Raw genomic sequence first — 14,611 nt, 5'->3', positions numbered from 1 at the left:
CATTATTTAATCTGAAATCTTAGAAAACAAATCTTTAGCTACATTTTCCCATTTATACTTAGGAATGATTTCATACCAATATTCTTTTTTATCTTTATTTTTAACGAACTCTTTTAGCATTTCTTTAATTTCTTGCGCATTATTATAAATAATGGGTCCCTTATCGACGTCCTTCATTAATTTACCAACTGGATCTTGATTATTAGCCAATATGGTTAAAATAGGTGATTTAACTCCGAAATACTCGTAGACTTTTCCAGGGATCTGACAACCATATTTATTGCCCCACAATAATAACCCATCACTATTATGCATATAATCTTGCGCCTCTTCATAAGGAACCCGTGATAGAAGAGATACACATTTTATATCTTTTAATTCTTTTTTAATCTTTAAATTATCAACTCCTCCTACCAAAACTATATTAATTTGATCAAAAATATCCTTCTCTTCCTCTTCTAAGGCTTTCAATGCTTCAATTAAAGGCCTAGTATCTCTCAACTCAGTATATATTTCACCAGTATGCACTAAATTAATTTTATCCTTTTTTAATAAACCTATGAATTTCTTTGAGTTTTCTCGTGAATATTCTTCAAATCCCCTATAAACAATAGCAGTTCTACTTTTAGGTATACTATAGCTACTTATATATAAATCCCTTGTTTCCTCAGTAGTAAATAGAAATTTATCACTCTTTTTAACAACATTACGTTCCAACCACTTTTCAACATTACGTTTTAATAAACTTTCTCTGGATCTATAATATTCAAATGTCCAAGGATCACTCCAATATGTTATCCATTTCACCTCTGGGTTATTTTTTTTTAATTTCAAGCCAGCTAAATGACAAGAAGGGGTTTCATGCGTTGAAATAATGATATCTACTTTATTTTTTTTTATTAGTTTATCTCCTATCTTGGCGGCATTGTTTTTCCATTCAATATAAGAATCTGGAATAGCTAAATTCCTTTTTATAGATGATTTTAAAATATTTTTTTTGCTAGCCTTCGCAGGAGAATCATTACCAATCTGCCTACTCTTCTTAGGATAAATTCTTTTATATATTGATCCCATATCTACTCTAATTACTTTAATGTTTGTATTTATTTTATATAAAAGCTCTTCATCATAATTTATAAAATCTTTAGGATAATCTGGTGTGAGTACCATCACTTCATTCCCCATCACCTGCAAATGATTAACATAATTTAACATTCTAATACTCGCAGAATTGTTTATAGGCGGAAAGTGATTTGCTATAAATAAAATCTTCATGTCCCTTTAGCCCCTTAAATATCAATAAAATTTCAAAATACTGTACATTGTTATACCAATTAAAATCATAAAATAAACTATCGCCAATGGCATTTTCTTATGTTTAAAATATAAATTTGCATTCTGATACCCATAAAAAGCTAACAAAATCATAAATGGATAGAATAAACATATATGTCTAATTGTAAAAGATAACATGCTTACAGAAATATAAACTACAATAAAGCTAAACATAATTGTTGCTACATTACTATTTGAAAAAGACTTCCTAATTCCAATTAATACATAAGGCATCAAAAATAATTGCACAATAGTACCTATACTTAAAAAATTCCGCTCCAATTCAGATGAAAAAATAGGAAAAGGAGTAATAGATAAATATACAATTCTTAGAAAAAAACCCACATATAAAGGAGCATTAAAAACGTATTGAGCTAAACCATCAGTTCTCTCCGTTCTATAATCAGCATAAATTTCATAGTAATTAAATATTGTATTAACTAAAGAAGTATTAAAAATGAGTATAAATAACAAAACAATTATAGAAATACTCATTATATTTTTTAGTTTTAATGGTTTATTTTTCGAATTACGGTATGCTGCCCACATTGTAAATATTATCTGAATCACTAAAAAGTAAGCCGACATATAACGAATTTCATAAAGTATTACAAATAATATAAACATTCCACAAATAGCCATAGATTTTTCCCATAAATTAAATTTATAAAAACCTAATGCAAGGTATATTACAAGTACCATTATGAAAGTAACTACAATATCTCTAAAAACATGCGCAGCATTAAAACTCATTATGGGTGAGCACCCTACTATTACTGCTGCTAGAAAAGCAAACCTTTGTTTCAACCCCATATAATTCATACTTATTTTATATACAAATACAGAAATAAAAGCCAGCAATAAACCATTAAAAAAACGAGGAACTAATGTATGGTATCCATCAAAAAAAGATGCAATTCGAAAGAATATACTTACCAAGTATGTGTATCCTAACGAGTTAGACATCCAAAAAATTTCTTTAAGACTAGAATAATCAAAAATACCTAAACTTTCATACGCATATGCTGCTTGTTGTTCGTAAACTAAATCATCACTTCCACCAATATAATAAGGTACTCCATATCTATCTATATATATGTAGTACATTAAAATACTTATTAAGACATTAAAAATAAAGATAATATGAAATAACTTAACCTCTTTACGTCCTAATCTTAAGGTTAAGATTGTGCCTATAAGATAAAAAAATACTAAAAAAACTAATGTTGTAAGCATGTATAATTTACCTCTTAACTAACGTTTTTTATCCTTTTCCTTAAAAATAATTCTTTTAATTCTATAATTAGTTGTCGTTGAAATACCAAAGAAGCCGTTATGTAAAACACGGCTCCCAACGAAACCACTAAAACTAGCTGAATTGTCATATCTAACTGCTTTATAAAATTCAGTATCACCAATACAGTTCCCATCATAACTAATGAAGCTTTTATAGAACTCATAAAACTTTCTAAAAACTCTTTCAAACAAGAACCCACTAATGTTCGAATCACAAATGTGTAATTTGTAATTATGTATACCACTTGATGGCAACAATATCCCATAGCTACTCCCGTTATTCCACCAAAATATGCTCCGGTGATAATTAAGGGCACTTGAGAAAACAGCATAAAAAAGTGCCACTTAAATCCTAAATCTACTCTTCCCCTGGCCATTACTAATGCCCCAATTGGATTGACAATAGCTCTTGTTATTCCAACAAAAGAGAGTATTTGAATAAGTAATACACTAGGCATCCATTTCTCTCCAAAAATAACAGGAACTAAAATTGGAGCAGATATAAATAAACCAAAAAAATAAGGGAAATTTATACAACTCAAAATCTGAATGATTTTAAAGTATGATTTTTTTAGCAAAGATATATCATTTTGCATCTTAGAAAATATAGGAAATGCCACTCTTGTCACTATGGGATTAATCTTTGAAATAGGTAATATTATAAGATTGAAAGCAATAGTATAATAACCTAGAGCTTTTGAACCAAGTAGACTTCCAATAATTATATAATCCAGATTAGAATTGATGTAATGAATTGTTCTTTCACCTAATTGATATAAACCAAAACTTACGAAAGATTTCACTTCACTAAATCTAAAGTACATCATAGGCTTCGATACATTTTTACTAATAAAAACATATCCACACATTTTCATAAAGTTAATAAATATTTGACCAATAACTAATGAGTAGACATCATAGCCTATATAAGCAAGAGTTATGGTTAATAAAAAACCTGATATAGCCGCTATTATTTCTATCTTTGCTAGAATATCAAATTTAAGCTCTTTTTGATGTAAAACCATAGATTGTTGGCCTATTGGATTAATCAAAAATATTACTGCTATTAAGCATAATAAAATGCTTAATCTTGGTTCATGATAAAAATATGCTATAACTGGAGTAAATCCAATAATAACTAAAGTTAATAATAACCCTAACATTATATTAAACCAATAAAGACTCGATAATTGTTTTTTAGTTAAATTCTCTTTATAAATTATAGCGTTAGTAATTCCCATATCCGAATATAATTGAGCAAACCCTACAACTACCATAATAGTAGTCATTAATCCTAATGATTCAGGCGGAAGTATTCTAGATACTATAACCAATTGAATTATTTGTAAACTAGAAACAATTAGTGCTGATGTTGTAGTCCATTTAGCTCCACTAAATGCTTTTTGCTTTAAATTTGTAATCATACAAGGTATCCTCTCACCTAACTTAAACACAAAGATAATAATTTTTTAATAAATATCATATTTTTTTCCACCAAGTGCTGTTAAATATTCATTTTATCTATTACTTTTTGACGATTATTAGTTAAATCTAATAAGAAATCTCTTAAATGATTACCTTCTAAATTAGAAATATATTGTACTAAATACGGTAATTCGGCACTTAATTCATGATTAGATTTACCAATGTATATCTTGGGATAAATTTGCTCTTTATGCACTTCATCATCCTTTAATAATTCTTCAAAAAGTTTTTCCCCAGGGCGTATCCCAGAAAACTTAATTCCAATATCCTCGACCTGATAACCAGATAGTTTAATAAGATTTTTAGCTAAATCAACAATTTTAACAGGTTCTCCCATATCAAGAACGAAAATCTCCCCACCTTTAGCTAAAGATCCAGCTTGAATAACCAAACGTGAAGCCTCTGGAATTGTCATAAAATAACGAATCATATCAGGATGTGTAACAGTAACCGGTCCACCCTTTTGAATTTGTTTCTTAAATAAAGGAATAACACTACCACGACTTCCCAGTACATTGCCAAAACGAACAGCTACAAAACGAGTATTACTGACTGTGTCCATATGTTGCACAATCATTTCTGCAATACGCTTCGTTGCCCCCATTACACTTGTTGGGTTAACAGCTTTATCTGTAGAGACCATAACAAATGTGTTTATACCAAAAGTAGCCGATGCTTCCGCAACATTTTTCGTACCAATAATATTATTTTTTACAGCTTCCTCTGGGTTCCTTTCCATAAGTGGAACATGTTTATGTGCCGCTGCATGATACACAATGTATGGGTTATGCTTCTTCATCACTTCAAACATTTTATTACGGTCTTGCACATCCGCAATTTCTGTTGTAATTTCGATGGAATCTTTATATAGTGAACGCAATTCCATTTCAATTGTATAAATGCTGTTCTCACCGTGACCAAGTAATACAATTTTACCTGGTTTAAATTTCATGACTTGGCGACACAGCTCGGAACCAATTGATCCTCCAGCGCCAGTTACTAAGATTGTTTTTCCTGTAATCTTTTCACCAATACCTGCATCATCTAATTTCACAGGCTCACGTCCTAATAAATCTTCTACTTGTACATCACGAAACTCATTAACAGAAACTTTCCCATCCAGAATATCTTCTAGCATTGGCACAATTTGTGTTTTTGCCTTCGTTTTTGTACATGCTTCAAAAATTCCATTCACTTCTTTACGACTAAGGGAAGGAATAGCAATAATAATATGTTCAATTTGATAACGATCAACAACCCGTTGAATGTCTTCTCTTGTTCCTACAACAGGGATATTGTATATTTCTAACCTTTGTTTCCTTAGATCATCATCAACAAATGCTACCGCTTCTAAATGTGCCTCATGACTTTTTTGAAGCTGACGTACAATCATCGCTCCTGCTGAACCCGCTCCTACAATTAATGTACGAGCTTTATCTGTTTTCTTTGAAATGTATGTATCACGGAAAATAAGCCATATAAATCGTGAACCACCAATAAGTAGCATATGGAACATCCATGCGATTGCTAAGATGCGGAAATAAATATCGTGATTAATAACTTGCTGAACGATTGCAGTCACGATAATAGAGAATGTAACGGCTTTGAAAATATTTTCTAACTCTCCTATACTTGCATACTCCCAAGCTTTTTTGTACAACTTGTAAATTGCAGCAAACACATGATGACTACAAAGTAACGTAATTGAACTAATAATAAGTGTAGTTGGAATATTGTCTAATGCATTAGGATGAATAAACCAGTAACTCAAGTATACCGATGTTAAAACAATGAATGAATCTAATAATACTAATAATGAGAGCCTATTTTGATAACTCAAGACACACGTTCCTTTCTTTTATATAACTTTAAAATAAGAGTCCTTCCCACACCTAACATTTTATAAACCATGCCCTATATTTAAAAACAGCCTATTTTTCAGTTATATACAATCTATACGTTTAAAAGTTCTTTCTGTACAAGTTCATTCATATACTTCACAAGTTCATCTTTTAATTCATCATGCTGAAGCGTCATTTCAATCGTTGTCTGAATAAAACCTAATTTCTCCCCAACGTCATAACGCTTACCTTCAAAGTCATATGCAAATACACGTTGAATTTCATTTAATCGCTGAATCGCATCCGTTAGCTGAATTTCTCCACCCGTACCTGTTTGTTGGTCTTCTAGGAACATAAAAATTTCTGGTGTTAATACGTAACGCCCCATAATCGCTAAGTTCGATGGTGCTGTTCCTTGCGCTGGTTTTTCCATAAATCTGCTCACCTGATAACTGCGTCCCTTTTGTTCTAATGGATCGATAATACCGTAGCGATGTGCTTCATTTTCCGGCACTGTTTGTACACCGATTACTGATGATCTCGTTGCTTCATATTGATTCATTAATTGACGTAAGCATGGTGTTTCCGCTTGAACAATGTCATCACCAAGTAATACAGCAAACGGTTCGTTGCCAATGAATTTACATGCGCACCATACAGCATGCCCGAGTCCTTTTGGTTCTTTTTGTCTTATGTAGTGAATGTTAATTTGGGAAGACACTTGTACTTTTTCAAGCATTTCGTACTTCCCTTTTTCTAGTAGATTTTGTTCTAGTTCAAAAGAGTGATCAAAGTGATCTTCAATTGCACGCTTTCCTTTACCCGTTACGATGATGATGTCTTCAATTCCAGATGCAATTGCTTCTTCCACAATGTACTGAATCGTCGGTTTATCAACGATTGGCAACATTTCTTTCGGCATTGCTTTTGTCGCTGGTAAAAATCTTGTCCCCAGCCCAGCTGCTGGAATGATGGCTTTTTTTACTTGTTTCAACTTGTATTGTCCCTTATCCTTTATTATATTTATATATAGATATAATAAAGGTTCCAACAATTTTATAATCATAACGGGCATCTAACCCGACCTCACACCATGCTTTTGACAACAAGCGTGTCTAAGGTAAAGCTTACTCTACCCACAGCATAGCCGAGTGTCTCCATTGATATTGGTTAGGAGGCATCACCAAATGTTTATACTTAAAAGAGACCCAGTATTTTCTTACGTCGCACCTGTTCTGGTTCTTCTCGGTAAATTATCTTCCCACTTATTAGTGAATATGTATTTTCTTTGAAACAATAAAGTGTAGAGCTCCCAAATGACTTCTCTATTACCTCATATGCTGCTTGTAAGTGAAATGAGCGCGTTGTTGTGTTATGGGCATCTGATGATATGACATGTGCTAAATGGTGTTCAATGAGTTGTAACGAAAATTTCTTGATTTTCTTTCCGAACTTTCCTGTTACACTCCCCGCAGTAATTTGCGTGAGTGCGCCTTGAGTTACGAACTTATACAATACTTGAGGGCGTTCGATGATTTCCATATTTCGCTCTGGATGCACAATGATCGGCGTGATTCCTTTTATACGCAGTTCATATAACATTTTTTCTGCATAGCGCGGGACATGATTTGCTGGGAATTCAATTAATATGTATTTATCCGTACGATTCAATGTAACAATTTTACCCAATTCGTAGTCTTCTAACAATTCTCCATATAACCTGATTTCTTGACCAGGTAAAATGGTTAAATTAATGTCTTCTTCTTTCAATCTATCATTTAACTGCTTTACCTGATGAAGAATGCCTTCTGCTGGATTAATATAAACACCATTTTGATGATGCGGAGTGGCAACGATTGTATGAATACCTTCTTTACATGCTGCCTTTGCCATCGCGATACTATCTTCGATTGATTGTGCCCCATCATCGATACTAGGCAAAATGTGACAATGTAAATCAATCATTCCCTTACACCCCTTCTCTATCTATTCTTCATTTACTCTTCACATTGTGAATATAAGAGGAAAAGAAGATGTCTCCTCTTTCCTCTCATCTATTTAATTAGAACTGTAATAATAATACTCAGCTCCTGTTTGTTCTTTATCATTTAGAATAACGCCAAGTAATGTACCCTTTGCGCCATCAAGTGCTTGTTTTGCTTTAATCGCCGTATCCTTTTCTGTTACGCCACTTCGGACAACTAGTACAGAAGCATCACATTGATTTGCCATGACTTGCGCATCAGTAACTGGTAAAATCGGAGATGTGTCAAAGATAACGAGATCATACATGCCATATGCTTCTGAAAGTAAATCTTTCATCGAGTTTGACCCTAATAATTCCGCTGGGTTTGGTGGGATTGGCCCACATGGCAGGAAGTTTAAATTTCTAATTTTTGTATTTTCCACACATGTTTCAAGTTTTTTACTACGTGTTAATACACTTGTTAAGCCAAAAATATTCTCAACTTGTAACATTTGATGTAGTGCAGGCTTACGTAAATCCGCATCAATGAGTAATACTTTTTTACCTTGCTGTGCAAAGACTATTGCAATGTTAGCAGCTGTTGTTGTCTTTCCTTCACTTGAATTAGCGGATGTAACTATAAGAGAACGAATTTTTTTATCAACGGATGCAAATTCAATATTTGTTCGTACATTTCGATATTGTTCCGAAACAAATGATTTCGGTTGTTCATATGCAATAAGCCGACGACGTGCGCGTGATGCTTTTTTCTTAAGAACCAATTGTATGCCCTCCTACTCTCTTTGCCCTTGACGGACTTCTGCTTTTCACCTTATCTTCTTCTATATGAGAAATCACTCCAAGAACTGGTAGACCTAGAAATTTTTCGATATCTTCTTCTTTTTTGAATGTGTTATCTAAATATTCTAGTAAGAATGCAAGTCCGACAGAAGCCATTAAGCCAACGACAAATGCAATAGCTACATTTAACATCTTATTAGGCTTAATTGGAGATTGCCCTTCCGCCACTTCTGCTTTTGATAGGATTGTTACATTATCTACACTCATAATTTTTGCAATTTTACTTTTGAATACTTCCGCTGTTGTATTTGCGATATCACGAGCTAATTTTGCATCTTTGTCTTGTACTGTAACCGCAATAACTTGCGAATCTTTCTCATTAGCTACGTTAATTTTGTTATTTAATGCTCCAGTTGACATATTCAGTTTCAACTTTTCTTTCACTTGATCTAAAATAACTGGGCTTTTCACAATAACTTTATATGTATTTGTTAATTGAAGACTTGTTTGTACTTCCCCAGGTTGGAAAACACCCTCTTGTTTCTTTTGGTTAACAAGAATTTGCGTTGAAGTTTGGTAAATCGGCGTTATAAAGTAGAAACTTACAATTGCGCTTACAAGAGCTGCCCCAATCGTAATTGCGATGATCATAACTAAACGTTTTCTTAAAATAGTAAATAGTTCTTTCAAACTTATTGTTTCTTCCATGCCTTCCTCCAGCTTCCAATAATTTGTCATAAATTCCTTTATAAATAAATAAAATGTCAGATTTGCGGCTGACAATAAGAATCTAGTATCTAGTCCTAATCATGTTTAGTCCTAGACAACTATTTAACATATTACATAACTTACATTAGTATAACAATAATGGTTGAGAAATTCATTTAATAAATTGACAAATATTATAATGACAAATTCGACAAATTTAGATATCCTTTGTCGGGTATGGGTTTACATTTACCATATATTGATAATATGTGAATGTAGTTAGTATTATTAGTGAATATATTATAAATTCACCTGTATATTTATAATAACTCGTTTAAAAAACACTTTCCATTATAAATTTTCATTCTATTTTTCAACAGCGTTTCTAGACGCTAAGTTGAGAAAGTTTTCCCGAAAATCCCTTATGTTATTTAATCAAACGTTTGTTTAAATAAAGAGAACCTACCTATCAACAAATTCTCTTACTTTTCTTTTATTAAAAAGGAGGTGAATGAAAAGTTTATTTTCATTCACCTCCCAACTTATCATATCTTTATTCTTTCTTATCACCAAGCGCGAATGTAACCTCAGCTTCACAAGCAATTTCACCGTTTACAGTTGCGACTGCTTTTCCTTTACCAATTGGTCCACGTACACGTGTCATTTCCACTTCTAAACGAAGTTGGTCACCTGGACGTACTTGACGCTTGAAGCGGCAGTTATCAATACCAGCGAAGAATGCGAGGCGTCCACGATTCTCCTCTTTTTTTAATACCGCAACAGCACCCACCTGCGCTAATGCTTCTACAATTAGAACACCTGGCATCACAGGATAATCTGGAAAGTGTCCATTAAAGTATTCCTCATTTGCCGTTACATTTTTAATCCCAACCGCACGCTTTCCTTCTTCTACTTCTAGAATTTGATCGACTAGTAGAAATGGATAACGATGTGGAATAATTTCTTTAATCTGTTGAATATCTAGCATATCATTCTCTCCTTATATACCAAATTGGTCATACCACCAACACACTGTCCTTATTATCCCATTCTCTATTGTTTTTGTCACGAAAAACAAGAAATGCTTTCTACCCAAAATATCTATTAGGACTATTCATACAAAAAAGATACACCCTTTTCCCTTCGCTAATCGGTATAACAAAATAATAGCAATTAACACGGAGGTTGGAAAAAGGTGTATATCAAAGTTAGGGAGAGGCAATATACATTATTTGCCTCATGTGTCGTATTCATAGCTCATTATAAAGGACAAAAATAAGAAAGAAAAATTTAATATTTACTGATTTTTACCATTATAGCCTTAATTTTCTACAATTTTCTACAAATTTCTTCATTTTTCTTATATTATCTTAAATAGCATATCTAGAAATTAAGATTCATAATCCAGAACACTATGCTTTATAAAAAAATAAATCTTCGTGGATTAGCCTTTAATAAAAGTCCTATAAAATATCATCACAAAAGATATATTTACATTTTACATAAATATCCAATACTACATATGAATTCTTTTAAATCTATTTAACAATACATAAAAATAAAGTATAACCAATAAGAAATTGTTGCTTTTCCTTGTTTATCTGTTAACTAAGGCATCCTGGAGGATTTGAGAGAAAAACTCAAATGAAATAAAAAGAAATACTTATATAATATTCTTCACTATCTCTCTTTCATCTCCTCAAATCGTTTCCCTTCTTAATTACTTATATAAAATTAGTAGCAATTCAAAATACCAACAATTGAGTAGGCACTACCTCTCATTAATCACTGACCATAAAAATGTCTACAAGGTGCTTCAAAATATATTATCACAACTACACTAATAAACCTTTATATACAAAAATAGAAAAGACCCCTAGTCCTAAAGACGAGGGGTCTCGCTGCTTTTGTTATATGGTATAAATAAAATCAGGTTCCATGTTAAATTATAACACGGATATTTATACATGTATATAGATGGTATATTAATAAGTCACAAAAAGTATTTCTAATTTTTTTACTGGTCACACAATTAAATTAAGCTCATATTTCCATAAAAAGACCAGTACACAAATACCAATTATACCCCAAACCATAAATAATCAAATTGTGTTACCGGCCCGAAAGAAATAAAGGCAGTGTATTCCTTAAATTTATAAAAAACAATTATAACAAGCCATATTTAAATGTTTACTTTGGCCTGTTGTCCAAGTAGGCTACTAAACAAACCACTTTCATCTTTCGCCAGTTGTGTGAAACTACCATGTTGAATAATTTGTCCTTGATCCATTACAATTACTTGGTCAGCTTTACGTATAGTAGATAGTCTATGTGCAATGACAATAATTGTCATGCTTCCTTTCAATCTTTCCAATGCTTCTTGTATTTTCGCTTCATTTTCAGCATCCAACGCACTTGTTGCCTCATCTAATACTAAAATAGAAGGCTTTCGAAGTATCGCTCTAGCCAGAACAAGACGTTGTCGTTCTCCCCCTGAAAGTTTGACTCCCCTATCGCCAATCATTGTATCCAATCCTTGTGAGAGCCTACTAACAAACTCAGCGGAAGCAGAAAATCCCAAAGCTTCCCAAAGCTGTTCCTCACTTGCATTTGGTTCAACCATTCTCAAATTGTCTCTTATACTGGCATTGAATAGAAATGGATCTTGAGGAACATAGCTAATAGATTTTCTCAATGATAATAGGTCCTTACTTATCAACGGTTTGTTATCTATTAATAGCTGACCGCTCTCTGGCTGCATAAGTCCCATTATGATATCAATTAATGTACTCTTTCCAGCACCGGAACGCCCTGAGATAGCTGTCATACAATTTGCAGGAATACGCAAATTAATATCTTTAAGTGAGTATACAGCATTTTCTTTATTGTAGCGGAAAGAGATATTCTGACACTCAATAGATTGTTCTATCTGCATAGGATTTATACAATCATAATCCTGCTCTATATCCTGCAATTCTATACTTTTCTTACACTCTTCCTGTAATTGCAGCAAATCTTTAAAAGCGGGAAGATTCGCTGCAATTTGTTCCATGTTTGATTGTATACCTGCAAATCTTGGCCACAAACGAGAAAATATAAGAATAATTAATAATAATTGCTCCGTTTTCGTCTGAAACAACTTAACAGATAGAAAGATAAGAATAGCAATGAAAACAGCTGATGCAATTTTATAAAAGAGTTGAGAATTATTTCTCACCTTAATATATGCAAACTGTTCACGTTCCACATCTCCCACCCAATTACGTAACCACATATAACGAGATCGTTCTAGTGTATTGCTCTTAATATCCTTAATTCCATTAAAATGATCAGTTATACCTGCAAGATACGCTTTTGAATTCTCTGAGGTTCGACCACCTAATCTTTTTGATTTTTTAATAAATCTTCGTGAAAGAAAGGCAAGTACCACAGCGCAACATAGTACAAAAATTGTTATATCTGCCGCTAACCAAAAAGCGAAACCAATCTGTATAAATGTAAACATTAAAGAAGTGAGCAACTGTAAAAATAAATTAGTGCCTGCGCTAACACGCCCTAATTCCGTTGTCAAAGAATTGATAAGATCTGATTTTCTCTTTTTCACAAAAAAACTCCAGTTGGCCTGCAACAATCCACGATAAGTTTCCAATCTCAAATGATTAATAAAACGTATCTGGATTTTCGCATTACGAACTGTTATATTCCTTTGCAAAAGCGCTTGTCCCACGACCAATATAATATATATTCCTAATACAAGTGGTAATCCTACAGTAGTTGGAAACTCACCTAGGAATCCAAGAACCCCTGAAAGAGGGCTTGCCTGTTCATTCATCTTCGCAATACCACTAATACTTATCATTGGGATTAATAGTAAAATACCGATCCCTTCTACAAGACTGACCAATACCATTCCCAAGAGATTAACAATGAGAATGTTTCCAGTAAAAGAGTATAACTGCTTTGTAAAATATAAAATATTTCTCATTTTCACTTCTCCTTACGGTACCTCATTCCCCTCCAAATCCATAAAACCGGCCGCAAAGGGAAATATAAAACATGCAGTTGTTTTGGCAGTGGTAAAGTTTCCACATCCTGAGGATAAGGATACAACCAACTAAGATGAAACAGTAGCTTTTGAGAGCTTGTCTTTAACAAATATAAATATCGCTCATGATATTTTGAAACTTCTTCTGGGACGGGATCTGTATGCAAGTTAATCATATTTTCCAAGTAATATATAGCAAGCTGCGCTAATTGCGTTACCCTTCTCCCTGACATTAATACTTTTGCCTCTTCTTCTATTATAAGAGTATCTAAAAGCTCAGAAGATAAAATAAGCGCCTGACCTACCAGTTGCTTACATCCATATCTTTCCAACATAACAGTGAGTTCTTTCCAATCTATTTCTTGCCTTACCATACGGTCAATGTCTGTTAACCATCGAAGCCTGGACCAACCATGCCTTGCCCCATGAGTCACAAGAAACATAAACAAATCCTCTCTACCTAAAAAATAGACAGGATAATTTGTGACAGGACTCGTCCTCTTTCGCTCCCATAACTCATCAAAGCGTGGTTCCTTTCCCGGTCCTGGGTGTAGTCGCCAATGAATCTCCAATTTCACCTTACTTATCGGATGCATGTAAGTTGTATGGTGGCGTCTCCACTTCCATTCATTCATAACCGTCGGAAAATCATCCTCTTTGACATAACCATTCTTTACAAGTAATTCGTTCACTTTTCCAAGATCATCTATAGGAACAAGGGCATCCAAATCCCCTGATGTTCGAAGGGAAACATCTCCATATAGATCTACGCCAAGAATAGGGCCCTTCAAAAATAGAAGTCGAAGTTGGTTTTCAGCAAATAATTTACTTACCTTTCCCATTTCTCCACTTAAATGAAGCATATGGAATGTATTCCTTTTAAAATATGTACTTAATACTTGCACAACATTTGATGGAACTAACTGTTTATCAATAGATTTCATTTTTGGATAAATGAACGCGTACATACGATGATGCAGCGCCAGTTTCAAAAATTTGTTCCAATCAATATTTATGAACCAGTCTCCCGGGATTTCTTGTATCTCTTTATCTTCCTTCTTTATAATTTCAAGTAACAATTTTAGTTCTTTAGGTAAATGACTCAAATCAAGATTACAACCGGTATACATCTCA

At 33.1% G+C, this 14,611-nt stretch carries 11 protein-coding genes; all 11 read right to left on the bottom strand.

The features are described from left to right. Positions 1–6: 6 nt before the first annotated feature. Positions 7–1,275 carry a glycosyltransferase gene (locus tag JDS96_RS00460; RefSeq protein ID WP_242479833.1) on the bottom strand — a complete coding sequence of 423 codons (1,269 nt, stop codon included), beginning with the start codon at positions 1,273–1,275 and terminating at the stop codon, positions 7–9. A 21-nt stretch (positions 1,276–1,296) separates the two neighbouring features. Then, positions 1,297–2,571 (bottom strand): hypothetical protein, encoded by a 1,275-nt coding sequence (locus JDS96_RS00455; protein ID WP_199665718.1) that lies wholly within the window; start codon positions 2,569–2,571, stop codon positions 1,297–1,299. Positions 2,572–2,585: 14 nt separating this feature from the next. Continuing rightward, positions 2,586–4,055 carry an MOP flippase family protein gene (locus JDS96_RS00450; RefSeq protein WP_033796574.1) on the bottom strand — a complete coding sequence of 490 codons (1,470 nt, stop codon included), beginning with the start codon at positions 4,053–4,055 and terminating at the stop codon, positions 2,586–2,588. An 80-nt stretch (positions 4,056–4,135) separates the two neighbouring features. Then, positions 4,136–5,956 carry a polysaccharide biosynthesis protein gene (locus JDS96_RS00445; protein WP_018764977.1) on the bottom strand — a complete coding sequence of 607 codons (1,821 nt, stop codon included), beginning with the start codon at positions 5,954–5,956 and terminating at the stop codon, positions 4,136–4,138. Between the two features lie 113 nt (positions 5,957–6,069). Continuing rightward, positions 6,070–6,951: a UTP--glucose-1-phosphate uridylyltransferase GalU gene (gene galU, locus JDS96_RS00440; protein WP_199665717.1), complete on the bottom strand. Its 882-nt coding sequence runs from the start codon at positions 6,949–6,951 to the stop codon at positions 6,070–6,072. A 203-nt stretch (positions 6,952–7,154) separates the two neighbouring features. Next, positions 7,155–7,922 carry a tyrosine-protein phosphatase gene (locus JDS96_RS00435; protein ID WP_199665716.1) on the bottom strand — a complete coding sequence of 256 codons (768 nt, stop codon included), beginning with the start codon at positions 7,920–7,922 and terminating at the stop codon, positions 7,155–7,157. A gap of 93 nt (positions 7,923–8,015) precedes the next feature. Further along, the gene (locus JDS96_RS00430) at positions 8,016–8,705 is read right to left on the bottom strand and encodes a CpsD/CapB family tyrosine-protein kinase (RefSeq protein WP_199665715.1); all 690 of its coding nucleotides are present in this window, start codon (positions 8,703–8,705) and stop codon (positions 8,016–8,018) included. Then, positions 8,695–9,432, bottom strand: a complete 738-nt coding sequence (locus JDS96_RS00425) for a YveK family protein (protein ID WP_199665714.1) — start codon at positions 9,430–9,432, stop codon at positions 8,695–8,697. Before JDS96_RS00425 ends, JDS96_RS00430 begins: the two co-directional genes overlap by 11 nt. A gap of 553 nt (positions 9,433–9,985) precedes the next feature. Continuing rightward, the gene (gene fabZ / locus JDS96_RS00420; protein WP_003202177.1) at positions 9,986–10,420 is read right to left on the bottom strand and encodes a 3-hydroxyacyl-ACP dehydratase FabZ; all 435 of its coding nucleotides are present in this window, start codon (positions 10,418–10,420) and stop codon (positions 9,986–9,988) included. Between the two features lie 1,194 nt (positions 10,421–11,614). Beyond that, the gene (locus JDS96_RS00415) at positions 11,615–13,417 is read right to left on the bottom strand and encodes an ABC transporter ATP-binding protein (protein WP_199665713.1); all 1,803 of its coding nucleotides are present in this window, start codon (positions 13,415–13,417) and stop codon (positions 11,615–11,617) included. Positions 13,418–13,419: 2 nt separating this feature from the next. After that, positions 13,420–14,607, bottom strand: coding sequence for a nucleotidyltransferase domain-containing protein (locus tag JDS96_RS00410; RefSeq protein ID WP_199665712.1), 1,188 nt, complete (start codon positions 14,605–14,607; stop codon positions 13,420–13,422). Positions 14,608–14,611 lie beyond the last annotated feature (4 nt).

The sequence above is a fragment of the Bacillus cereus group sp. N21 genome (genome assembly GCF_016483395.1).
Taxonomy (GTDB): domain Bacteria; phylum Bacillota; class Bacilli; order Bacillales; family Bacillaceae_G; genus Bacillus_A; species Bacillus_A pseudomycoides.
This window is presented reverse-complemented; position numbering and strand designations above follow the sequence as displayed.

Coding starts and splice junctions, on each gene's coding strand:
- JDS96_RS00450 (WP_033796574.1), bottom strand. CDS start 4,055: ATGATTACAAATTTAAAGCAAAAAGCATTTAGTGGAGCTAAATGGACT.
- JDS96_RS00460 (WP_242479833.1), bottom strand. CDS start 1,275: ATGAAGATTTTATTTATAGCAAATCACTTTCCGCCTATAAACAATTCT.
- JDS96_RS00410 (WP_199665712.1), bottom strand. CDS start 14,607: ATGTATACCGGTTGTAATCTTGATTTGAGTCATTTACCTAAAGAACTA.
- JDS96_RS00415 (WP_199665713.1), bottom strand. CDS start 13,417: ATGAGAAATATTTTATATTTTACAAAGCAGTTATACTCTTTTACTGGA.
- JDS96_RS00455 (WP_199665718.1), bottom strand. CDS start 2,571: ATGCTTACAACATTAGTTTTTTTAGTATTTTTTTATCTTATAGGCACA.
- JDS96_RS00425 (WP_199665714.1), bottom strand. CDS start 9,432: ATGGAAGAAACAATAAGTTTGAAAGAACTATTTACTATTTTAAGAAAA.
- fabZ (WP_003202177.1), bottom strand. CDS start 10,420: ATGCTAGATATTCAACAGATTAAAGAAATTATTCCACATCGTTATCCA.
- JDS96_RS00435 (WP_199665716.1), bottom strand. CDS start 7,922: ATGATTGATTTACATTGTCACATTTTGCCTAGTATCGATGATGGGGCA.